Raw genomic sequence first — 21,049 nt, 5'->3', positions numbered from 1 at the left:
CATTCTCTCCCCGGTTTTCGGGGAGAGTTTTTATGGAAATCTCTAGCAATATTCGCAACTATTACGGCATCGGCGGCCTTTTCGATCAGCCGGCCAAATCCAAGAATCAGCAGACGGCGGACTTCACCAAAACGGCGCCCGGTGCCGCGCCCGGTCTCGAACCTAGCAGCACGCCGCCTTCGATCGCCAATACGATCTGGGCTCTTCAAAGCGCCGAAGGCCCTTATATCAACCCGCCCTCCGACGAAGAAGCGGCGGCCAGTGCGGCGCATGACGCCCTGGTCGACGAATTCTCCAAATGGGGCAATATGACGCCGGCGGAATATATCCGGGCCCGCTACCTCGAGCAGCACGATCTGACCGAGGCCGATCTGGCCGCCATGCCGGCCGACCAACGCGCCGCGATCGAGAAGGAAATCGCCGAGCAGATCAAGCGCGAGATGGCCGGCATCGAGGATGACGGCACCGAGACGGCGGACGACGTTCCGGCTGCTTGAGCGGGAGCATTTCGAATTGCCCGCGTTTGAGAAAGACCCCTCCCCAACCCCTCCCCACAAGGGGGAGGGGCTGCTGTGTGGCGCGCGTTGCATTTCATTCCTGACGATGCAGCGTGTGGCAGCGTATTTTGGTGGCAGGATCTCGCCTCAGGTTAGTCCCTCCCCCCTTGTGGGGAGGGGTTTTCCGACGCGAACCGGACAGCTGTCGATGATGCCCTTCGCATTTTCCCGATTCATACCATCTCGACGATCATGCGGCCGACTTCGGCAAAGACCGGGTTGAGCTCCTTTACCGGCACGGTCGTCTCGCTGATATAGACGGCGGCGACGATCGGGCCGCGATCCGGCGGCCAGATCACCGCGATATCGCCGAGTGATCCATTCGGGCCGGTGCCGGTCTTGTCGCCGACCTTCCAATCCGCCGGCAGGCCGGCCCTGAGCCGCTCCTTGCCCGTCGTGCTTGCCACCAGCCAGGCGATCAGCCTGTCGCAGGAGGCCTCAGTGAGGACCGAGCCGAGCGTCAGATTGCCGAGCGTGTCGAGCATCGCATCCGGTGTCGTCGTGTCGCGCGGATCACCCTTCCTGCCCTCGTTCAGCGTCGGCTCGGTGCGGTCGAGACGCGTCGTGCCGTCACCGATCGAGCGCAGCCAATCGGTCAGCCCGGCCGGACCGCCGAAACTTTCGAGCAGCAGATTGCCGGCAGTGTTGTCGCTGACGGTCACCGCCGCCTCGCAGAGTTCGGCAAGGGTCATGCCATCGGTTCCGGCGTGTTTTTCACTGATCGGCGAATAATCGACAAGCTTGTCCTTGCCGTAGCTCACCCGCCGGTCGAGGTTCTCCTCGCCCTTGTCGGCACGGGCAAGCACGAACGCGGCGGCCAGCGCCTTGAAGGTACTGCACATCGGAAAGGCCTCGCTGCCGCGATAGCCGAAAGAGATGCTCGTCTGGGTGTCGAGCACAGAGACGCCGAGGCGGCCGCCGGTGCGTTTTTCCAGCGCAGCAAGGCGGCGGTCGATGTTGTCGTCGCCCTCCTCGGCACTCTCCTTGGCGCCCTCCTCGGCATTAGCGGGAATCGCCAGCGCGGGTAAGCCCATCGCAGGCAGGCACAACGCCGAGCCTATCAGCATGCGGCGAGTCAGACTGAGATCCATGAAATCCTCCGGCGAATCAGGAGGACAGAGCTAAGCAGCGATTGCGGCGACTTGTCGTCCCCACGGCGATGTTAATCGTCCGCCGAGCGATGTTAATCGTCCGTCGAGCGTCCCCGCCCGCCCCGATCATGCGGCGCGTGTGACCTCGACCGTCACATGCGACAATTCCTCCAGCGCCGAGAGCCTGCCCTTGTAGAAAGCCGGATCGCGCGGCTGCGAGGTGAGGACGGCGACGATCGCAGCATGGTGGCCGGGGCCGACCTGCCAGACATGCAGATCGGTGATCCGGTCGTCCTCCGTCTCGATGGCGCCGCGGATTTCCGCCGGCAGCGTCTCGCCTTCGGGAACGACATCGAGAAGAACGCCGCCCGAGGATCTCATCAGGCTCCAGGACCAATTGGCGATGACCAACCCGCCGACGATGCCCATCAGGGGATCGAGCCAGAGCCAGCCGTAAAGACTGCCGAGCGTCAGCGCCGCAATGGCGAGCACGGAGGTCAGGGCATCGGCGATGACATGCAGATAGGCGGCGCGGATATTGTTGTCGCCGGTCTTTGCGTGATGGGCATGGTCGCCATGGCCGTGATGGGCGTGGTCGCCATGACTGTGATGCGCGTGGTGGCCATGCCCGTGATGATGGTGCGCGTGATCGCCATGCGCGACATGGCCGCCGCCGGCCAGCAGCCAAGCGCTGGCCAGATTGACGGCAAGGCCGATGACCGCCACGGCGATTGCCTGGGCAAAGCCGATCGGCACGGGATTGGACAGGCGCAGCAGGCTCTCCCAGGCCATCAGCAGGGCGATCAGCGCGAGGACGATGGCGCTGGCGAAGCCGGCGAGATCGCCGAGCTTGCCTGTGCCGAAGGTGAAGCGCGGATTGCGCGCCTGCCGACGGGCGAAGAGATAGGCGAGTGCGGAAATCAGAAGTGCGCTGGCATGGGTAGACATGTGCCAGCCATCGGCGACGAGCGCCATCGAGCCGTAGACGGTGCCGGCAGCGATTTCCGCCACCATCATCACCGCCGTCAGCGCAATCACCAGCCAGATGCGCCGCTCGTTGCGCGCATGATCAGTGCCGAGGAAGACGTGATCGTGTTCCAGGGCATCAATTCCAGCTTTGTCGATTCCGGCACTCATGACAGGCTCCCTCGTCGCTTTAACTCTTTGTTTTTACAGATTTCTAGGCAAAACCACTTCGCGCTTTGCCTGGGAAAACCGCTTCACACTTTTCCTGGAATTGCTCTAGCGCATATAGGTTCTCAAGACTTCCGATATTTCCTCGACCGCCTCTGCCCTGGCCGCATCGTCGGCGGCGTTCAGCACATGCTCGCGCAGGTGATCATCGAGCACCTCGCCGGTCAGCCCGCTCAGGGCGCCGCGGATCGAGGCGAGCAGTTGCAGGATTTCGCCGCAGGGGCGCTCGGCCTCGAGCGCGCGCTCGACCGCCTCCATCTGCCCCTTCAAGCGGCTGATGCGGGCGACGAGCTTCTTTTTCTGCAGGGTGGTGTGGGACACGATGGGCTCTCATATAGCATAGGGGGGTATACTATCAAGGGTGAGGCCAGAGCTCAATGCCTCTGATGGGCTCCGATCCGCCATTGACAAAGCCCGCGTTTCCGACGATCTATGATCCATGATCAAGAACGCGCACCAGAGCCGCTCGTATTTTTGGCTGTACCTGTAAAGGGCGGCTGGACAAGATCATATTGTCAACAAGCCGCCGTCAGGCGGCTTTGTTGTATCGGCAGCGTCCTGACGGCAGACTATCAAAGGACGCGAAGACCATGACCGAAATCGAAGACAGCGAAATTTCACTGATGCGCCCATCGGTGGTGACGATCCGCGCCGCCAAGCCGCGCGACCTGCCCGAACTTAACGAGATGATCGCCCTGCTTGCCGCCCATCACGGCGATGCGGCTGCTACAACGGCGGAGCAGCTGGAGCGCGACCTCTTCGGGCACCTGCCCTGGATCAACGCGCTCGTCGCGGAGACCGGCGGAGAGCTGATCGGCTACGCCATTCTCGTACCGCTCTACAGGGCGCAGGAAGGCAAGCGCGGCATGGACCTGCACCACCTCTTCGTGCGCGACGGCCATCGCGGCCACGGCACCGGCCAGTTGCTCGTCGACCGGGCGCGCGAGACCGCCCGCAATGCCGGCTGCGGTTACCTCTCCGTCAGCGCCGCCACCGGAAACGTGCTGGCGCACCGCTTCTACGAACAGCTGGATTTCACCCCGCGTCCGGTGACCGGCATGCGCTACATGCAGTCGATCGCCTAAAGCGCGTGCGCAAAGTGAGCGGTGTTGCGATAACAGGCTGCGTTGACATAAAGGCCTAAAGCGCGACGAGCGAATCTGAAAGATTGCGACGCGCTTCAGGGCTGGAGATCATGGAGCGGCCGGTCGGGACTATGTAGGGTCCGGTTTCAGCCTGACAATTATCGAATTGCATGAGGAGCTTTCATGCCAGATTTCAAACTACATTGCTTCGCTCTCTCGGGGAACTGTTACAAGGTCGCGCTCTTCCTCACACTTGCCGGCATCGAGTGGGAGAGCATTTTCGTTGACTATCTCGGCGGCGAAACGCGAACCGAACAATGGCGAAAAACCATAAACGAACAGGGCGAGGCGCCTGTGCTCGAACATGGGCAAACGAAGATCAGCCAATCGGGGATCATCCTGGACTACTTGTCAGAGATGACAGGCCACTTTGGGGCGCAGACAGCCGAAGAACGGCGTGACATCATGCGTTGGATTCTTTTCGACAACCATAAATTCACGAGCTACTACGCGACGCTGAGGTTCATGTATGGCCTGCAGAAGAGCGGCGAGACGCCCGTCGTCGAGTTTTTGAGACTGAGGGCCAAAGCTGCCTATGCCATTGTTGACGAACATCTGGCGCACCGGGCCTTCATTGTCGGCGACCGGCTGACGATCGCAGACCTCTCTCTGGCGGGCTACGTCTTCATGCCGGAGGAAACCGGGATAGATCACAGCGCCTTCCCGGCTATCGCAGCCTGGAAAGATCGTATCAGCAAGATGCCCGGCTGGCGCCATCCCTATGATCTGATGCCGGGTCCCACCTCCCTATAAATAGGCGTGGGACCTTGCGAAGGCGCCAAGCACAACCGCACTTTAAAGCGCGCGTCGCATCAAACTTGATTCATGCGACGCGCTTTGGATCTTTGTTTTTACGCATGTCGTTGCTCGCAACATGCTTTAGCGTCCTGGTACGGCCTTCAGATAGGCAGCGATCGCCTCGCGGTCGGAGGCCGGCAGATGGGCGATATTCTGCTGCACATCGACCATCGAGCCGCCGACGGAATCGAAATCGGGGGTGAAGCCGGTTTCGAGGTAACTGGCGATATCGGTCTCGCTCCAGGAGCCGATGCTCTCGGAGGCCGGGGTGATATCGGGTATGCGACCCTTGCCTTCCGGATTGGGCGCGCCGGCAAGCCACTGATCCGCCTTGAAGCCGCCGAGCGCATCACGCGGCGTATGGCATTCGCCGCAATGGCCGGGGCCTTCGACGAGATATTGCCCGCGCTTGATCTTGTCGTCGCTCTTTGCCAGGGCGACGCGCGGCTGGTCGTTGAGATAGAGGAATTTCCAGCCGCCGAGCGCCAGCCGGATGTTGAAGGGGAACGGCAGTTCATGCGGCGGCGCCACGTTTGCGCTCTTCGGCAGGGTTTTCAGGAAGCCATAGAGATCGTTGACGTCCTTGTCGCTCATGCGGGAATAAGAGCCATAGGGAAAAGACGGATAGAGATGCTGCCCGTCCGGGCCGACGCCGCGCTTCATCGCGTTGCCGAACTCGGCAAGCGTCCAGGTGCCGATGCCGGCTTTTTCATCGGGTGAGATGTTCGGCACGTGGAAGGTCCCGAAAGGGCTCTTCAGTGCCAGCCCGCCTGCAAGTGTCAGCTTGGCATCGCCTTCGGACCCTGGCGCCGCATGACAGCTGACACAGCCGCCCGCCCAGAAGACCGCCTGGCCGTTTGCCGTATCCGGGGCGCCGAGACCCGCCCAATGGCTCTCCGGCAGCGGATCGGGTGCGGTGACGAGATAGAAGGCGCCCCCGCCGAGCACGGCGACGCCGATCAGACAGAGCAGTACCCGGATGAACCTGCGGACCATGCGCCGCCTCCCCTTTTGCCGACATTTCCCCACCGATCGATGCCGCGACCAGTCCGCGAACGCGGAGAATAAGGCGAACCGCGCCGGCGGCAAGGCCGGCGCGTGTCATATATCCGGATGAAGATGGCCTATCGCTCACTTGCTGAGGCGATAGGCCTTGTGACAGCCGGCGCAATTGGCGCCGAGCGTGTTCATCGTGACACCAATGGCCGCAGGATCTGCCGGAAGCTGAGCCAGCGCGGTTTCGGCATCAGCGGAGAGCTTGGCGGCGCGCGCCTTGAAGTCATCCATATTTTCCCAGATCTTCGGGCTCGCGCCCTCGTCGCCGGTCTCCGTGCCCGGCTTGAACTGGTCGGGGAAGACCTTGGACGTTGCGGCGATCGTCGTCAGCGCCGCCTTCACCGCTTCGGCGTCATAGGGCTTGGTGCCCTTGGCGATGGCTGCCAGCGCACCAGCCGAACCGCCGATCTGCTTCATCAAGGCAACGCGCGAATCATGGGTGCCGTCGGCGGCGGTCACCGAACCGACGGCCATTCCGGCCATCGCTACAGCCGCAGCTATTGCTTTCCAATTCATATTGCTCTCCCTTTTTCCTCGGCCAAGATGGCCGATGGCCAATCTGCACCGGGAGCATGACAAAATCCATGCGTCCTGGCAGTCACGTTTTGCCGGATCATCATAAAAACAATGTGATAGGCCGTTCTCTGCTTTTATGCATGTCGTTATCCCGGAACCGCTGCACACTTCCGGGCGACATGCAGTGGCGCTCAAGCGCTTTTCCACCCCTGCCAGAGGCTGAAGGCGGAGACGACAACCAGCAGCAGTCCGGCGAAGCGGCCGACAAAGGCCGTGACTTCAGGATTGGCGACGAGCAGGTCGCGGCTGCGGCCGGCCGTCATCGCCAGCGTGCCGTAGATGGCGAACTGGGTGACGACGGTCATGGCGCCCATGATCAGCCCCTGCATCCAGATCGGGCCATATTCCGGCCTGAGGAACTGCGGATAGACGGCAAACATGAAAATATAGGCCTTCGGATTGACCAGACAGGTGACGGCGCCCTGGCGGAAGGCGCGCCAGCCGGAGCGTGCCGTTCCCGGGCCGACCGCCTCGACGGTGATCGAACTGCGGATCAGCGAAATTCCGATCCAGATCATGTAGCCGACGCCGGCAAAGAGCAGCACGTTGAAAAGCTGCGGCAGCATGGTGACGAGCACGCCGACGCCGGCTGCGCCATAGGCCGAATGCACGGCGCCGCCGGCCATGATGCCGCCGGTCGCCGCCAGCCCGCGCTTGACGCCGCCGGTCAGCGAATTGGCGAGCACGAAGAGCATGTCCATGCCCGGTACGATGATGATGCCGAAGAGAAGGGTGAAGAAGAGCCAGAGGTTTTCATGGTAGTTCATGTCAGTTACCGCCTTCAGTCTGCGGGCCGTTTTGAAAGACCCTGATTGATTTCAATCCGATAGGCGGCTCTATACGGGAACCCAACTGACAGTGTATTGTCAGGAGCGTGGCGGATGGGAGAGGTAAATGCGCAAGGCCTCGCGGCTTTTCGAGATCATTCAGATCCTCAGGCTGGCAAGAAAACCGATGACGGCGGCGACGATGGCGGAGACGCTTGAGGTAACCGTGCGCTCGATCTATCGCGACATCGCCGCCCTTCAGGCGATGCGGGTGCCGATCGAGGGCGGGCGCGGCATCGGCTACATCATGCGGCCGGGCTTCGACCTGCCGCCGCTGATGTTCTCGATCGAGGAGATGGAGGCGATCGTGCTGTCGCTGGCGCTGCTTGAACGGACGGCGGACGAGGAGCTGAAGCAGGCTGCGCGCCGGGTCAACCGGAAGATATCAGGCGCCGTGCCGGCGCCGCTGCGCCAGGCGATGGACAACAAGGCGCTTTACGCCTGGGGCTCGATCGCGCAGCCGGCAGGCTTCGACCTTGCGATCGTGCGCCGCGCGATCCGCGACGAACGCAAGCTGATGCTCGGGTACCGCGACGAGTTCGGCCGCGCCAGCGAGCGAACAATCCGGCCGGTCGCGCTGATCTATTATTCACAGACCGCCAATATCGTCGCCTGGTGCGAGCTGCGCCAGGCGATCCGCAATTTCCGCAGCGACCGGGTGGAGCGCTGCGCGACGAGCGAAGATTTCTTCAAGGGCGACGGCGATAGGCTGCGGGAATTGTGGACGAGTGGGTGGACGGAGAAGGCTGTGCCTGCCTGATGCGTGGCGTTTGAGGTACGAGCAGGGCGTCAATGTCACCTTTGACACCAGAAGGCCTCTTTCCCGAGATTCAACGCCACGATCTTGGACACCTGCCGAGAGGACTGCCGACATTTGCCCCACCCTCCGTCATCCTCGGGCCTGACCCGAGGATCCACGCCGACCTCCATCAGCAGCGGGCATGGATCCTCGGCTCAAGGCCGAGGATGACGGAGGGTGGGGGTGCGTTCCGCTAAACTCGCCGCCGGCGCGTTGGGTGCTTTATCGGGGGAAGCGCCCCGCATTACCTCGGTCAATTCCTGTTATGGATACGTGGCACAAGCCCGAGCACGACGAGGTAGGCAGACCTTGTCAGCAATCTTTCGCCGCTAATAAGCCAGCGTACGGCTCTCTTCCCGGCCGAAGCCGCGGATTTCGATGCGGTCGGGATGGACCTCGACGATGGCGAAAGCGTTTTCCGTCTCGGTGTCGACCACGCCCTTGAAATTGACGAAGTGGCAGCCGCCGGCCATGCCGTAATTGCCGACGTGGTCGTGGCCGTTGAGATAGGCGACGACATTGCGCTCAGAGGCGAGCAGGGCGACGATGCGGTCGCTGTCCCACATGTCGTGCTCACCGGGCGGATGCACCGGATAGTGATTCATGACGATCACCTTCTCGCCAGCCACGGCCGCTTTTGCGATTTCATCGCCAAGCCAGGCGAATTGTTCGTCGCTCAGCGCGGCATTCCAGCGATGGGCATTCCTCGCACCTTTTGCCTGCAACTCCGCCAGCATCTCAGCGGCAAGGGCGCGATGAGGATGGCCTTCGGGCGGCGCGAAGATGCTGACCTCGTTGCCGTCGAGCACGATAAAGCGCCAGCCGTGGCGCAAGAAGCTGTAATAGGGCGATGGCATGCCGAGGCGCGCGGCGACTTCAGACAAGTGTCCTGCAGAGACGGAGAAATCGTGGTTGCCGAGCAGGAAGACCGCCTCGTGCCTCAGCTTCTCATAGACCGGCAGGATATCGTCGAAGCTTGAAAAGCTGCGGTCGATGACATCGCCGAGCGTCATGACGAAGCTCAGCTCTTCGTCGTTGAAGACCTCGATCGCCGCGGCAACCTTGGCGAGGCTGTTGGCGTAATAACGATCCATCGCCACATGCGGCGCGATCGCCGCATATTGCGGGTCGGCGATGATGCCGAAGCGGAACAGGGGAGAAGCAGAGGAAGACATAGGGCGTGATTAGTAGTGGCCGATGACAGGCATGTGACGGCTTGCCTCTCCAAACAAAACACCCGGCGCTTTTGGGGGCGCCGGGTGTCAAATTCAAACAGGCTGACGCCGTTTACTTCGTGGCTTCTTCGTAGCGTTCCAGGACGTAGTCCCAGTTGATCAGGCTATCGACGAAGGCCTCGAGATACTTCGGGCGGGCGTTGCGATAGTCGATGTAGTAGGAGTGTTCCCAGACGTCGACGCCGAGGATCGGGGTGGCGCCGTGAACCAGCGGGTTTTCGCCGTTCGGGGTCTTGGAGATTTCGAGCTTGCCGTTCTTGACGGATACCCAGGCCCAGCCGGAGCCGAACTGGGTGGCGCCGGCAGTGGCGAAATCGGCCTTGAACTTGTCGTAGCCGCCGAGATCGGAGGCAAAGGCCGCTTCGAGCTTGCCCGGCAGCTTGTTGCCGCCGCCGCCTTTCTTCATCCACTTCCAGAAGTGGATGTGGTTGTAGTGCTGGGCCGCGTTGTTGAAGAGGCCGGCATTGGTGCCGAAGGACTTCTTGACGACGTCTTCGAGCGAGAGGTCCGAAAGACCGGCTTCGGCGGCGAGCTTGTTGCCGTTGTCGACATAGGCCTTGTGGTGCTTGTCGTGGTGGAACTCCAGCGTTTCCTTCGACATGAAGGGAGCAAGCGCTTCGTAATCATAGGGAAGTTCAGGCAATTCGAAAGCCATGTCAGATCTCCTCTTGGCAATAGATTGCGTCTCGGCAGGTGAGGCGGAACATAGGAGGGGAAAGGGGGAGAGGCAACCGGCGAATTATCAAAAAACGACCGGCCGGAGGAAAATTTGCCTCAGTTGCAGGGTTGGAGTCGCGCGTAGAAATCGCTTGGGCAAATCAATGGGAATACCCACGCCGAAAACCACTTTTGCCTTTATGAAGATCAACGGAGACCCGATATGAACAGGAATATAATCCAGCCTCTCGCTGCCGCCGCGCTGCTTTCACTTTCAGGTGCGGCGCATGCCTCCTCCGATGAGGCCTGGAAGCAGCTCGCCGCAGACGTCGAGGCCAAATGCAAGAAGGCAGCGGTCAGCATCGAAAAACCCAGCGCCACCGTCGATCCCTTCGGCAGCTCGCATTATGGCCTTGCCCTGGTGACAGGCAAGCCGAAGGGCGCCAAGGGACTGATCGCCCAGATCTGCGTCTACGACAAACAAAAGAAAACCGTCGAGATCGGCAGCGAACTGGACGCCAAACAGCTCGGTCTCGCGCCGGCAAAATAGGCTGCCGCGGGATTGCCCCCAGGTTCCCTCAAAGTGATCGCAAGTGAGAATCTGTGCCCTGCGTCACATTTCGTGGGGAACCGGAGCCTATCCTTAGGAGTTGAAAGGCTGGGCTTTAGGGTGGTTCGGCTTTTTCATGGAAGCGCAGAACCGCTCAAATCTTTTGTTTTATGCAATTCCTGGAAAACCCCTTTTCCTGGAATTATGCAGCAATTCAAAGTGTTCGCGTCCTTTGGGCGTCTGAAAGGCGCGTGGCGCTGTGGGAGGTGCCGGCATGTCAGAGCTTCGCAGCAGGGCGGAAGATCAGCAAAAAATCTATCAGCACTGGGCACCGGTCTATGACCGGGTCTATCGCGGCATCCTGCGCGATGGCCACCGCAAACTCGCTGCCCTCGCCGCCGCGGCCGGCACCGACATTCTGGAGATCGGCGTCGGCACCGGCCTGACGCTCGGGCATTACCCGCGCCACTGCCGGGTGACCGGCATCGACATCTCCAAACACATGATTGAGCGGGCGCGTGAAAAGGCGAAACGCGAAAACCTTGAGCATGTGCAGGCGCTGGAGGTGATGGATGCGCATGCGCTCACCTTTGCCGACCGGTCTTTCGATGCGGTCTGCCTGCCCTTCGTCATCACGCTCATCCCCGAACCCGAACGGGCGCTGGACGAATGCGCCAGGGTGCTGAGGCCGGGCGGCGAGATCATCCTCGCCAGCAAGCTTGGCGACGGCGCCGGTCTGCAGGGCGCGATCGAGACGGCGGTGGCGCCGCTGGTGCGTCACATCGGCTGGTCCTCCGCCTTCCGCATTCACCGCATCGTCGCCTGGGCCGAGCGCCGCGGCGATTTTGCCGCTGCCGATATCCTGCCGGTCTTTCCGAACGGCTTCTTCAAGATCATCCGGCTGAAGCAGCGTGGACTTGCCGGTTAAGAGCGGAAATTTTTTCCCGCGTCGCTTATTCTGATGCTACCGTTCGTCTGAGGGGACTGCATGACATCGGATTTCTTCTTTTTCATCGTCGTGGGTTTCTGCGCGCAGATCGTCGACGGTGCGCTCGGCATGGCCTTCGGCGTGCTGTCGACGACGAGCCTTCTCGCCTTCGGGGTGCCGGTCGCCAATGCCAGCGCCATGACGCATGTGGCGGAAATGTTCACCACCGCCGCGTCGGGCCTCTCGCATGCCTATCATCGCAACGTCGACTGGCGCCTGGTGGCGCGGCTCGCACCGGCCGGCATGATCGGTGGCGCGATCGGCGCCTATCTGCTGGCCAATATCGACGGCAAGGTGATCGCGCCCTTCGTGTCGGCCTATCTGATCGCGATCGGACTGGTGATCCTCTACAAGGCCTTTCGGCCACCGCCGAAGCGGGATGTCCGCGACTGGATCGTGCCGCCGGTCGGGTTTTGCGGCGGCGTGCTCGATGCCATCGGCGGCGGCGGATGGGGGCCGATCGTCACCAGTTCGCTGGTCAGCCGCGGCCATGACCTGAAACGGGTGATCGGCTCGACCAATTTCACCGAATTCGCCGTGACGCTGACGATTTCCCTGACCTTCATGCTGACGCTCGGCTGGTCGGAACTCAATTCGGCGATCGGCCTGATCATCGGCGGCGTCATCGCTGCCCCCTTCGGCGCGATCCTCGTCAAACGGCTGCCGGTGCGGCCGCTGATGGTGGCGGTGTCGATGATCATCATCGGCACGTCGGCGATACGGCTCCTGTAAAGACCGCCTCGCTAGCGCATAGTGCTGCAGCGTCCTTTGCGCGTCTGAAAAGACGCGCGGCGCTGTAGGGTTACAGATTCCGGCCGAAATAAACATCCACGGAGGCGATCTTGTCGCCGCGGAAGCGAAAGCTCTCTATGTTGCGGAAGCTGCCGCCGTCCCTTTTTTCGGCACGGTAACGAATGACCGCCTCGTCACCGTCGATCGCCAGGAATTCGATGTCAAAGCCGCGGAAGACCGGTTCCTTCGGCCAGCAGCGCTCGAAATAAGTCGCTCGGTCGATGTGGTCGTCGCGCGGACTGGAAAAGGTGAAATCCTCCGTCAACATGGCGCCGACGATATCCTTGCGGTCGTCGAGATAGGCGGCATAGAGATGACGGATGGTCTGCTCTCGGGATGTGCGCATGTCGCTCATGGCAATGTCCTTGGCTTAACTGATTGCATCATGCAATCAGTCATGTTTCTAGCACTTTTGCCCGAGAGGGTCCAGATTTGCGGCTCTCATTTCCAAAGATAGGTCACCGATGCGAAAGCGCCGTCTTGAAGGATGGGCCATAGCGCGGTTATATCCGTGCGTGCCCGCCCTGGAACGGCGAGTGCATGCACCGCTACGGCCTATGCGCTCGACCTCGAAAAGCTCGATCTCAGGACAGCTTCACCCGCGCCGATTTCTTCGCCGCGGCAATGGGTACATCGTTCCATCAGGGCGGCGACACCGCGCCGCACCATCAATGCCGAGGCCGAGAGAATGACCGATACGCAGTGGGACGCCAGCGCCAGGCCGGGCTCGATCTACTGGAAGCGCAATCTCACCATCTCGTTGATCGGCTCCTTCACCACGATCGTGGCGATGACGCTGCTGCTTCCCTTCCTGCCGCTTTATGTCGAGGAACTCGGCGTCAGCGACCATGCTGACATCGTGCAATGGTCGGGCATCGCCTATGGCGCCACCTTTTTCGCCGCGGCTCTCGTCGCGCCGCTCTGGGGCCGGCTTGGCGATATTTACGGCCGCAAGCTGATGCTGGTGCGTGCCAGCCTCGGCATGACGCTGGCGATCTCGCTGATGGGCATGGCCGGCAATGTCTGGCAGCTGGTGGCGCTGCGCCTCTTCGTCGGGCTTGCCGGCGGTTATGCCTCCGGCTCGATGGTGCTGGTGGCGACGCAGACGCCGAAGGATCGTTCGGCCTGGGCGCTCGGCGTGCTTTCCTCCGGCATCATGGCCGGCAATCTCGTCGGGCCTCTGATCGGCGGCGCGCTGCCGCCCATCATCGGCATCCGCGGCACATTCCTCGCCGCCGGCGGCATGATCTTCCTCGCCTTCCTCGCCACAGCCTTCCTGATCAAGGAGGAGAAATCGCCGGCCCGCAAAAAAGCGGCCAAGGCAAGCGGTGGCTGGAAATCCATTGCCGACAAGCGGCCCGTCATCGCCATGCTGGCGACCGGCATGCTCTTGATGTTTGCCAATATGTCGATCGAGCCGATCATCACCGTCTATGTCGCGCAGCTCGTGCCCGTCGAATCCCAGGTGACGATGGTATCGGGCGTCGTCATGTCGGCGGCCGCCCTCGGCAGCATTCTGTCAGCCTCATGGCTCGGCAAGCTCGCCGACAGGATCGGCCACTGGCCGGTGATTGCAGGCGCACTCGCCGTCGCCGGACTGTTGCTGATCCCGCAGGCCTTCGTCACCAGTTCCTGGCAGCTGATCATCCTGCGTTTCCTGATGGGCGCAGCACTCGGCGGGCTGCTGCCCTGCATCGCCGCGGTCATCCGCCACAGCGTACCTGATAGTGCGGCCGGCAGCATTCTCGGGCTTTCGATTTCCTCGCAATATGTCGGTCAGGTGGCCGGCCCCATCCTTGGCGGTTTTGTCGGCGGGCATATCGGCATGCGGGCGGTTTTCCTCGGCACCTCCGTGCTGCTTCTCGCCGGTGCGGCCTATGCCTGGATAGTGCGGCCGAAGGATGGGGAGACATCGAGCTAAGGGGCGCTCCCGCAGATCAGCTCGACGCCCGACCGGGCGATCGCTTCCAGCGTCTCGCGGCTGTCGCCGGCGCGGGCGCGGACGGCGAGCGAATGCATGACGGCGGAGGCGAGCCTGGCAAGCATCTGCGGATCGGCGCTTCGGGGAAGCTCGCCCCTTTCCACGCCAAGGCGCATGCGCTTTTCGATCTCGTCGTCGAAATCGTTGAGGCTGCGGCCGAGCACCTCGCGGACCCGCTCATGCTGGACCGCCTCGGCCGATGCCGTGCCGATCAGCAGACAGCCGCGAGCGGCGGTTTCACCATGCAGATAGATCGCCAGCGCACCGGCATAGACGCGGGCGATATTGTCGCGAAGCGGCAGTGACGGATCGAGCGCCTCAGTCAGCACGTCCATGCCGTCCTGCCGATACCCCTCCAGCGTATCGAGATAGAGATCCTCCTTGTCGCCGAAGGCGCCGTAGAGGCTCGGGCGGTTGAGGTTGGTCGCCGCGCTCAGATTGTCGAGCGAGGCGGCGGCAAACCCCCTGTCCCAGAAGACATCCCGCGCCTTGCCGAGCGCCGCCATGGCGTCGAAGGCCCTCGGGCGGCCGCGCTTCTTCTCGTCCTTCATATTCTGTACCGTTTCGCATTAAATTCTTGACGAGAGTTATTTTATGCGAAACAGTACAAATGTTCAACGCTATCGGCGGCGGCATCGACCGCCTTCACAAGGAGAGGAAACCGCAATGAAACTCTACATGCACGCCGCGGCCTGTTCGCTTTCGCCGCACATCATCTGCCGGGAGCTCGGGCTCGATATCGAGCTCGTCCAGGTCGACCGGCAAACCCACAGGACGAGCAGCGGCGAGGATTACCTCGCCATCAACGGCAACGGCTATGTGCCGGCACTGATGCTCGACGATGGCAAGGTGCTGACCGAGGGGCCGGCGATCGTCCAGTTCCTCGCCGACAGCGTGCCGGAAGGCGCAGCCCTATTGCCTGAGGTCGGCAACATCCGCCGCAACGAGGTGCAGTCCTATCTGAACTTCATCACCGCCGAGCTGCACAAGCCGATGGTGTTGCTCTTCAATCCGATTTATTCCAGCGTTCATGGCGAGGTCCGCGCGCTGATCTCGAAGCGGCTCGCCTGGCTGAACGGCCGTCTTGCCGGACCCTATCTCACCGGCGATGTCTTTACGGTGGCGGATGCCTATCTCTTCGTCTGCCTGAACTGGTCGCCCTGGACCGACATCGATCTCAAGCAATGGCCGGCACTGCACGGCTTCATGGCCCGGGTGGCGGCCCGACCGAAGGTACGCGAGGCGCTGCAGGCCGAAGACCTCGAGGCCTTCGATGCCGACGGCGTCTATTTCGCGCCGCACGCCTATCTCGCCTCATCAGGACGGACCGGCTCGCCGGTCAGGCCGTAAACGCGAGGTCTGCCACACCGCGACACGGATGGCATCAGAGCGCGCTGACCGCCACCGGCAAAGCGCGCTTGTGAGCAGTCGCCCGATAGGCGGCGAGGATGCGGCGGCGGGCGATCTCGCCGACCGGCTTGCCTTCGAGGAAATCGTCGATCTCGTCATAGCTGACGCCATAGGCTTCCTCGTCGGGGCGCAGCGGCCGCTGGTCCTCGAGGTCGGCTGTGGGCACCTTGAACACCAGTTCGTCCGGGGCGCCGAGCCGCTTTGCCAGCAGGCGGACGCGGCGCTTGTTGAGGCCGGCGAGCGGCAGGATATCGGCTGCGCCATCGCCGAACTTGGTGAAGAAGCCCATGACCGCCTCGGCCGCATGATCGGTGCCGATGACGATGCTGCCAAGGGCGCCGGCCAGGGCGAACTGGGCGATCATGCGCTGGCGCGCCTTGATATTGCCGAGGATGAAATCCTGCCGGCCGGCATCGGCAAAGGCGAGGCCGCCATCCTGCGCGGCGGCAAGCATCGCATCCGCCGGCGCCTTGATGTTGACCACCATCGCGCGGTCGGCGCCGATCGTTTCCAGCGCCCTCCCCGCATCGGCCTCGTCCGCCTGGACACCATAGGGAAGGCGCACGGCAATGAATTCGGCCGCATGGCCGCTGTCACGCAGCTCGCGCACCGCCTTCTGAGCCAGCAGCGCCGCCGTCAGCGAATCGACGCCGCCGCTGATGCCGAGGACGTAGCCGCGCATGCCCGAGGCGACGAGATAATCCTTGAGGAAAGCGGTTCGCCGTTCGATCTCCCGCTCAGGGTCGATGTCGGCGGCGACACCCAGTTCGCGGATGATCTCGCCTTGTTCGTCGAACAGCACAGTCATAAGCCTCTTCCTCCCCGCTTACGGAATTTCGGCGCCACTATGGCGAAAAGATGGGGGGAAGACGAAGCCGTTTCCGGCAGACCTGCCATGCATTTTATGCAAGTGGGCGGTTTGGTATCTCGGTGGGTGCAGCACCCCCTCTGGCCTGCCGGCCATCTCCCCCACAGGTGGGGAGATCGGCAAGAAGCCATGCCTCGCCCTCAATTTGCGATTCACGTGACGGTCAGTTGTTTGGGGAAGCCATCGCGCCCATCCAATCTCCCTCCTTGTGGGGGAGATGCCCGGCAGAGGGGGTGGCGTCGCGCACCTACCGCACGATCGTGAACAGCTCCACCGGATCAGCAAAACCCTTCAGCCTGTGCGCCCCGACCGACACCACATCCCCTGCCCCGGCCTCGTCGCGAAACGGCGCCGACATCAGCACGGCCTCTCCGAGTTCGCTGCAGGCGGTCTGGATGCGGCTGACCAGATTGACGTCGCCGCCGATCAGGGTGAAATCGAGGCGGCGGCCGGAGCCGACATTGCCGTAGCTGACCTCGCCGTAATGCAGGGCGATGCCAGCCTTCACGCCGATACCCTCATATTGGAAATGGTCGATCTCCTCGAGGATGGCGCGGGCCGATGCCAGTGCGGCGCCGCAGGAATGGGCGGCATCATAACCCGGGAAGAAGGCAAGCACGGCGTCGCCCATGAATTTCAGCACTTCGCCGCCCTCGCGGGTAATGGCCGGCACGATCCTGTCAAAATAGGCGTTCAGCAGCCCGAGCACGGTGCTGCCAGGCAGCCGGTTCGACAGCTCGGTAAAGCCGCGCAGATCGCAGAGCAGGAGTGCCGCCTCCATCGATTCGATCTCGTCGCGGCGGATGCGGCCGGCCAGGATGCGGCTTGCCGTCAGCGGGCCGATATAGGTATCGAGCAGGCTGAGCTCGACTTGGCGAAGGATGCGCAGTTCGCTGGTGTTGCGCAGCGCCGGCAGGATGCGCTCGATCACCTCACGCTCGGAGGCGGTGAAGCCGCCCGGTCGCCGTGTGCCGAAGACGGCGGCGCTGACCGGGCCGTCGACATTGCAGAGCGGCGCGATGACGAGCTGCATCAAGCCGCGATCGGCAAAGACATCGATATGCTGCCAGCGGCCATGTACGCTTTCGCCGGTATCGACGACCAGCGGTTCGCGGGTCTCCATGACCTTGCGCAGTGGCGTATTGGCGATGGCGACCCGCGCGCCGTGTTCCCGGTCGTGGATCTCGACCGGTTCGCCCGGCGCCCAGGCGATGGTGCGGCCGATGAATTCTGGATGCAGCGTCATCAGATGCAGCGTCAACCGGTCGACCGGCAGGCCAAGCGCCTGAAGCCTGCGGCCGAGGCCGGAGACCAGGCCCGCTTCATCGAGCGCGTGGCATTCATCGCCGGAGAGCCACTCGATGATCGAGAGTAGTGCGCCGACGCTGACGGCATGGCCGGCGGCCCTGGGCTGGAGCCTGTCGGCATCGGGAGCATAGATCGCTGACGTCATGGCTTTCTCCTCCTTGAGGGCCGCACGGCGCTAGTGGGCGCCGCCGCCGGAGAGTTGACCGGGTTTTTTCAGAAGCAGGGTTGCAACCAGGGCGACGACCAGAGCGACGCCGAGCAGGAAGAAGGTATCGCTGAAGGCCATGATATTGGCCTGCTTGCGTATTTTGAGCGCGATGGCGACGACGGCCTTGTGGCCGGCAAGCGCCTGATCGCTGACGCCATGGCTCATGAAATAACCGGTGAGCCTGGCGATGCGATCGCGGGTGGCTTCCTCGAAGATCGAGACCGAGTGGGTCAGGATGTTCGAGTGGAACTGCTCGCGTTTCGACAGGAAGGTCTGCAGCGAGGCGATGCCGACGGCGCCGCCGAGATTGCGCATCATGTTGAAGAGTGCGGAAGCGGAACCGGCATTCTCCCGCTCGATGCCTGCGGTGGCGATCGCCGAGAGGGGCGTGAAGACGAGCGCCTGGCCGATGGCACGGACGATATTCGGCCAGAACAGCTGGTCGCTGGCATAATCGCCGGTCATGTGCACGTTCATAAAGTTCGAAGCGGCGAAGAGGGCAAAGCCGACGACGATCAGCAAGCGGACGTCGAAATGCTTCATCAGCCGCGGCACCAGCGGGATCAGCAGCAGCTGCGGGATGCCGGTCCAGGCGAGAACCATGCCGATCTGCTCGGAATTATAGCCCTGGATGCGGGTGAGATAGATCGGCAGCACGAAGACGGAGCCGTAAAGCGCAATGCCGAGCAGGAAGTTCGCGACGATGCCGAAGCCGAAGTTGCGGCGCACCAGCAGGCGGAGGTTCAGCAGCGGATTGGCAGTCTTCAGCTCGATGATCAGGAACAGCGTCAGCGAGACGGCGGCGATGACAGACAGGCGGAGGATGAAGTCGGAGCCGAACCAGTCTTCCTTGTTGCCCTCTTCCAGCACGGTCTGCAGGGCTGCCAGGCCGATCGCCATGGTGATGATACCAGGCCAGTCGCCCTTGGCGAGCAGCTTTAGGTTCATCGGCGCCCGGTCGAGCGAGGCCCAGAGCAGGCCGACCATCAGCGCACCGGGCACCAGGTTGACATAGAAGATATGTTCCCAGCCCCAGTTCTCGGTGAGGTAACCGCCGATGGTCGGGCCGATCGCCGGCGCGAAGGTGGCCGACAGGGCAAAGAGTGCGAGACCGATCGGCTGCTTGGCCTTGGGCAGCAGCGTGATGATGATGGTGAAGGCCATCGGGATCAGCACGCCGCCGGAAAAGCCCTGAATGGCGCGCAGGATGATCATCTGCTGCAGATTGGCCGCGAAGGCGCAGGCAACAGAAAAGATCAGGAAGAGGATGGCGTTGGTGAGCAGGTAGTTGCGGAGCGAGAAGACGCGCGCCAGCCAGGCACTGAGCGGAATGACGACGATCTCGGCGATCAGATAGGAGGTCGAAATCCAGCCGCCGTCATCCGTGCCGGCGCCGATCGCGCCCTGGATATCGGCAAGCGAGGCATTGACGATCTGGATGTTGAGGACGGCCATGAAGGCGCCCAGCGTCGAGCCGACAACGGCTGCCCACATGCGAAGCGGGCTCATGGCGGCAGGTGTCGCGGGCGCTGCAGCGGCGGGGGGCGCCAGCGCATTGCTGTTGGCGGCGATCTGAAGAGTGGCCATGACCTATCTCCTTCCGGCTCTTGCGGAAAATTCTCTCATGACGGGGTCCGGGTGATAATTCGGAAAAAGGGAAAGGATCATCCAGCAGGGTTGGATGATCCCTCCTTAGCTGCCGCGGAGGTCTGGGCAGCCTTGGTATCGATTTCGGGCTCGACCGACATGCCCGAGCGCAGCAGGCCGCTCAGAGCCTCGTCGTCGATGACGATCTTGACCGGGATGCGCTGGACGATCTTGGTGAAATTGCCGGTGGCATTGTCCGGCGGTAGCAGCGAGAATTCCAGGCCGCTTGCCGGCGAAACGCTGTCGACATGACCCTTGATCGAGATGTCGGGAAAGCTGTCGACCTTGATTTCGACCGATTGGCCGGGGCTGATATGGGTCAGCTGCGTCTCCTTGAAGTTGGCGACGACATAGACCGCATGCAGCGGCACGACGGCCATCAGCTGGGTGCCCGAGGTGACATACTGGCCGACCCGGATCGACCGGGCGCCGACCGTGCCGTCGACGGCGGCGACGATGTCGGTATAGGAGAGGTTGAGCTCTGCCTGGTGGGCGGCGGCGGCCGCACGGTCGCGTTGGGCAACCGTCTGTTCGCGCTCAGTCTGCAGCACCGGAACCTTATTCTGAGCCGTGACGAGGGCTGCCCTGTCGCGCTCGACGGCGGCAGCGGCCTGGTCGCGGGCCGACTGGGTCTGTTCGGCACGAGACTGGGTGCCGGCGCCGTTGGTGATCAGGCGGGCCGAGCGGGCGGCATCGGACACGGCAAAATCCAGCGATGCCTGCGAGGCATCGATCGTCGCCCTCGCCTGCTCGATCACCGATTGCTGCAGGGCGATCTGGGCGTCGATATTGGTGATGGCAGCCTCGGCCGCCTTCACATCGGCCTTCGCCTGCGACAATGCGGCCTGGAAGTCGCGGTCGTCGATACGGGCGAGAACCTGGCCGGCCTTGACCGCGTCATTGTCGTTGACGAGCACTGCCTTGATATAGCCAGCGACCTTCGGGGCGACGGTGGTGTAATCGGCCTTCACATAGGCATCGTCAGTGGATTCGATGAAGCGGCCGACCGTCCAGTAGCGGTAGCCGAAATCGCCTGCAAACGCGACGCAGGCAAGCAGCGCGGCGGCAATGACGGCGCGCTTGACGATGCGACGGCCGGTCTTTTTGGGAGTATCCGCGACCGGTGCGTCCGCGACCGGTGCTTCGGAGACAGGCATGGGGGGCGCCTCGGCGGCCGGCGCCCTTGCGGCTTCCTCGGCCAAGATCTGCTCAGCCTGCCTGGCAGTTTCGAAAGCTTGCCTGTGGGGTAACTCGACCATCGCAATTCTCCTTCACCGTTGGCCTTCTCTGAGGCCCTGTTCGATGTGGAGGAAAATGCACCCTGCCATTCATTCTGATAATCTGCTTAAATCGGGAAGGATC

Annotated in this window: 23 protein-coding genes; 9 read left to right on the top strand and 14 right to left on the bottom strand. The window is 62.6% G+C overall.

The genetic code is table 11. The annotated features are described in order from the left end of the window. The first annotated feature begins 32 nt into the window (after positions 1-32). Positions 33-497, top strand: coding sequence for a hypothetical protein (locus HX898_RS22135; protein WP_180195748.1), 465 nt, complete (start codon positions 33-35; stop codon positions 495-497). A gap of 233 nt (positions 498-730) precedes the next feature. Here the strand turns inward: HX898_RS22135 and bla are convergent, their stop codons facing one another. From bla to dmeR, 3 genes are all read right to left on the bottom strand, one after another. Continuing rightward, positions 731-1,648 (bottom strand): class A beta-lactamase, encoded by a 918-nt coding sequence (gene bla, locus HX898_RS22130; RefSeq protein WP_180195747.1) that lies wholly within the window; start codon positions 1,646-1,648, stop codon positions 731-733. 126 nt (positions 1,649-1,774) lie between these two features. Then, entirely contained in the window at positions 1,775-2,785 is a 1,011-nt protein-coding gene (dmeF, locus tag HX898_RS22125) for a CDF family Co(II)/Ni(II) efflux transporter DmeF (RefSeq protein WP_180195746.1), read from the bottom strand. A gap of 105 nt (positions 2,786-2,890) precedes the next feature. After that, positions 2,891-3,163: a Ni(II)/Co(II)-sensing transcriptional repressor DmeR gene (dmeR, locus tag HX898_RS22120; protein WP_180195745.1), complete on the bottom strand. Its 273-nt coding sequence runs from the start codon at positions 3,161-3,163 to the stop codon at positions 2,891-2,893. Positions 3,164-3,432: 269 nt separating this feature from the next. Between dmeR and HX898_RS22115 the strand changes: the two genes are divergently transcribed. Further along, on the top strand, positions 3,433-3,927 hold the full coding sequence (locus HX898_RS22115) for a GNAT family N-acetyltransferase (RefSeq protein WP_180195744.1): 495 nt from the start codon (positions 3,433-3,435) through the stop codon (positions 3,925-3,927). A 183-nt stretch (positions 3,928-4,110) separates the two neighbouring features. Further along, on the top strand, positions 4,111-4,740 hold the full coding sequence (locus HX898_RS22110; RefSeq protein WP_180195743.1) for a glutathione S-transferase family protein: 630 nt from the start codon (positions 4,111-4,113) through the stop codon (positions 4,738-4,740). Between the two features lie 126 nt (positions 4,741-4,866). On the opposite strand, the gene HX898_RS22105 is transcribed toward HX898_RS22110, so the two are convergent. From HX898_RS22105 to HX898_RS22095, 3 genes are all read right to left on the bottom strand, one after another. Then, positions 4,867-5,781, bottom strand: a complete 915-nt coding sequence (locus HX898_RS22105) for a cytochrome c (protein ID WP_180195742.1) — start codon at positions 5,779-5,781, stop codon at positions 4,867-4,869. Positions 5,782-5,916: 135 nt separating this feature from the next. Further along, entirely contained in the window at positions 5,917-6,357 is a 441-nt protein-coding gene (locus tag HX898_RS22100; protein WP_180195741.1) for a cytochrome c, read from the bottom strand. A 191-nt stretch (positions 6,358-6,548) separates the two neighbouring features. Beyond that, positions 6,549-7,184 (bottom strand): LysE family translocator, encoded by a 636-nt coding sequence (locus HX898_RS22095; protein WP_180195740.1) that lies wholly within the window; start codon positions 7,182-7,184, stop codon positions 6,549-6,551. A gap of 127 nt (positions 7,185-7,311) precedes the next feature. On the opposite strand from HX898_RS22095, the gene HX898_RS22090 reads away from it, so the two are divergent. Beyond that, positions 7,312-8,004 (top strand): YafY family protein, encoded by a 693-nt coding sequence (locus tag HX898_RS22090; protein ID WP_138387750.1) that lies wholly within the window; start codon positions 7,312-7,314, stop codon positions 8,002-8,004. A 368-nt stretch (positions 8,005-8,372) separates the two neighbouring features. Here HX898_RS22090 and HX898_RS22085 read toward each other — a convergent pair whose 3' ends face one another. Further along, positions 8,373-9,218 (bottom strand): metallophosphoesterase, encoded by an 846-nt coding sequence (locus HX898_RS22085; protein ID WP_171599335.1) that lies wholly within the window; start codon positions 9,216-9,218, stop codon positions 8,373-8,375. Positions 9,219-9,330: 112 nt separating this feature from the next. Next, the gene (locus tag HX898_RS22080; protein ID WP_003557728.1) at positions 9,331-9,933 is read right to left on the bottom strand and encodes a superoxide dismutase; all 603 of its coding nucleotides are present in this window, start codon (positions 9,931-9,933) and stop codon (positions 9,331-9,333) included. Between the two features lie 225 nt (positions 9,934-10,158). Here HX898_RS22080 and HX898_RS22075 point away from each other — a divergent pair, with 225 nt between their 5' ends. The 3 genes from HX898_RS22075 to HX898_RS22065 all read left to right on the top strand — a co-directional run bounded on the left by HX898_RS22075 (position 10,159) and on the right by HX898_RS22065 (position 12,205). Then, positions 10,159-10,485: a hypothetical protein gene (locus HX898_RS22075; protein ID WP_138328542.1), complete on the top strand. Its 327-nt coding sequence runs from the start codon at positions 10,159-10,161 to the stop codon at positions 10,483-10,485. 274 nt (positions 10,486-10,759) lie between these two features. Further along, positions 10,760-11,413 carry a class I SAM-dependent methyltransferase gene (locus HX898_RS22070; RefSeq protein ID WP_138387753.1) on the top strand — a complete coding sequence of 218 codons (654 nt, stop codon included), beginning with the start codon at positions 10,760-10,762 and terminating at the stop codon, positions 11,411-11,413. Between the two features lie 60 nt (positions 11,414-11,473). Further along, entirely contained in the window at positions 11,474-12,205 is a 732-nt protein-coding gene (locus tag HX898_RS22065) for a sulfite exporter TauE/SafE family protein (protein ID WP_138328544.1), read from the top strand. A gap of 70 nt (positions 12,206-12,275) precedes the next feature. On the opposite strand, the gene HX898_RS22060 is transcribed toward HX898_RS22065, so the two are convergent. Continuing rightward, positions 12,276-12,620, bottom strand: a complete 345-nt coding sequence (locus HX898_RS22060) for a nuclear transport factor 2 family protein (protein WP_180195739.1) — start codon at positions 12,618-12,620, stop codon at positions 12,276-12,278. Between the two features lie 333 nt (positions 12,621-12,953). Between HX898_RS22060 and HX898_RS22055 the strand changes: the two genes are divergently transcribed. Then, positions 12,954-14,186, top strand: coding sequence for a multidrug efflux MFS transporter (locus tag HX898_RS22055; protein WP_180195807.1), 1,233 nt, complete (start codon positions 12,954-12,956; stop codon positions 14,184-14,186). On the opposite strand, the gene HX898_RS22050 is transcribed toward HX898_RS22055, so the two are convergent. Then, a complete protein-coding gene (locus tag HX898_RS22050; RefSeq protein WP_180195738.1) occupies positions 14,183-14,797 on the bottom strand; it encodes a TetR/AcrR family transcriptional regulator in 615 nt (204 codons plus the stop codon). The genes HX898_RS22055 and HX898_RS22050 overlap by 4 nt on opposite strands. Positions 14,798-14,912: 115 nt before the next feature. On the opposite strand from HX898_RS22050, the gene gstA reads away from it, so the two are divergent. Next, positions 14,913-15,596: a glutathione transferase GstA gene (gene gstA, locus HX898_RS22045; protein WP_138328548.1), complete on the top strand. Its 684-nt coding sequence runs from the start codon at positions 14,913-14,915 to the stop codon at positions 15,594-15,596. A gap of 34 nt (positions 15,597-15,630) precedes the next feature. On the opposite strand, the gene nadE is transcribed toward gstA, so the two are convergent. From nadE to HX898_RS22025, 4 genes are all read right to left on the bottom strand, one after another. After that, on the bottom strand, positions 15,631-16,464 hold the full coding sequence (gene nadE, locus HX898_RS22040) for an ammonia-dependent NAD(+) synthetase (RefSeq protein ID WP_180195737.1): 834 nt from the start codon (positions 16,462-16,464) through the stop codon (positions 15,631-15,633). Positions 16,465-16,771: 307 nt separating this feature from the next. After that, entirely contained in the window at positions 16,772-17,977 is a 1,206-nt protein-coding gene (locus HX898_RS22035) for an adenylate/guanylate cyclase domain-containing protein (protein WP_180195736.1), read from the bottom strand. A gap of 30 nt (positions 17,978-18,007) precedes the next feature. After that, complete coding sequence (locus tag HX898_RS22030; protein ID WP_180195735.1) at positions 18,008-19,627, bottom strand: MDR family MFS transporter; 1,620 nt, start codon at positions 19,625-19,627, stop codon at positions 18,008-18,010. Between the two features lie 77 nt (positions 19,628-19,704). Then, complete coding sequence (locus tag HX898_RS22025) at positions 19,705-20,946, bottom strand: HlyD family secretion protein (RefSeq protein ID WP_180195734.1); 1,242 nt, start codon at positions 20,944-20,946, stop codon at positions 19,705-19,707. Positions 20,947-21,049: the final 103 nt, after the last annotated feature.

The organism is Rhizobium sp. WYCCWR 11128, assembly GCF_013416305.1.
Classification (GTDB): Bacteria; Pseudomonadota; Alphaproteobacteria; order Rhizobiales; family Rhizobiaceae; genus Rhizobium; species Rhizobium indicum.
This window is presented reverse-complemented; position numbering and strand designations above follow the sequence as displayed.

Coding starts and splice junctions, on each gene's coding strand:
- HX898_RS22135 (WP_180195748.1), top strand. CDS start 33: ATGGAAATCTCTAGCAATATTCGCAACTATTACGGCATCGGCGGCCTT.
- bla (WP_180195747.1), bottom strand. CDS start 1,648: ATGGATCTCAGTCTGACTCGCCGCATGCTGATAGGCTCGGCGTTGTGC.
- dmeF (WP_180195746.1), bottom strand. CDS start 2,785: ATGAGTGCCGGAATCGACAAAGCTGGAATTGATGCCCTGGAACACGAT.
- HX898_RS22115 (WP_180195744.1), top strand. CDS start 3,433: ATGACCGAAATCGAAGACAGCGAAATTTCACTGATGCGCCCATCGGTG.
- HX898_RS22110 (WP_180195743.1), top strand. CDS start 4,111: ATGCCAGATTTCAAACTACATTGCTTCGCTCTCTCGGGGAACTGTTAC.
- HX898_RS22105 (WP_180195742.1), bottom strand. CDS start 5,781: ATGGTCCGCAGGTTCATCCGGGTACTGCTCTGTCTGATCGGCGTCGCC.
- HX898_RS22100 (WP_180195741.1), bottom strand. CDS start 6,357: ATGAATTGGAAAGCAATAGCTGCGGCTGTAGCGATGGCCGGAATGGCC.
- HX898_RS22095 (WP_180195740.1), bottom strand. CDS start 7,184: ATGAACTACCATGAAAACCTCTGGCTCTTCTTCACCCTTCTCTTCGGC.
- HX898_RS22090 (WP_138387750.1), top strand. CDS start 7,312: ATGCGCAAGGCCTCGCGGCTTTTCGAGATCATTCAGATCCTCAGGCTG.
- HX898_RS22085 (WP_171599335.1), bottom strand. CDS start 9,218: ATGTCTTCCTCTGCTTCTCCCCTGTTCCGCTTCGGCATCATCGCCGAC.
- HX898_RS22080 (WP_003557728.1), bottom strand. CDS start 9,933: ATGGCTTTCGAATTGCCTGAACTTCCCTATGATTACGAAGCGCTTGCT.
- HX898_RS22075 (WP_138328542.1), top strand. CDS start 10,159: ATGAACAGGAATATAATCCAGCCTCTCGCTGCCGCCGCGCTGCTTTCA.
- HX898_RS22070 (WP_138387753.1), top strand. CDS start 10,760: ATGTCAGAGCTTCGCAGCAGGGCGGAAGATCAGCAAAAAATCTATCAG.
- HX898_RS22065 (WP_138328544.1), top strand. CDS start 11,474: ATGACATCGGATTTCTTCTTTTTCATCGTCGTGGGTTTCTGCGCGCAG.
- HX898_RS22060 (WP_180195739.1), bottom strand. CDS start 12,620: ATGAGCGACATGCGCACATCCCGAGAGCAGACCATCCGTCATCTCTAT.
- HX898_RS22055 (WP_180195807.1), top strand. CDS start 12,954: ATGACCGATACGCAGTGGGACGCCAGCGCCAGGCCGGGCTCGATCTAC.
- HX898_RS22050 (WP_180195738.1), bottom strand. CDS start 14,797: ATGAAGGACGAGAAGAAGCGCGGCCGCCCGAGGGCCTTCGACGCCATG.
- gstA (WP_138328548.1), top strand. CDS start 14,913: ATGAAACTCTACATGCACGCCGCGGCCTGTTCGCTTTCGCCGCACATC.
- nadE (WP_180195737.1), bottom strand. CDS start 16,464: ATGACTGTGCTGTTCGACGAACAAGGCGAGATCATCCGCGAACTGGGT.
- HX898_RS22035 (WP_180195736.1), bottom strand. CDS start 17,977: ATGACGTCAGCGATCTATGCTCCCGATGCCGACAGGCTCCAGCCCAGG.
- HX898_RS22030 (WP_180195735.1), bottom strand. CDS start 19,627: ATGGCCACTCTTCAGATCGCCGCCAACAGCAATGCGCTGGCGCCCCCC.
- HX898_RS22025 (WP_180195734.1), bottom strand. CDS start 20,946: ATGGTCGAGTTACCCCACAGGCAAGCTTTCGAAACTGCCAGGCAGGCT.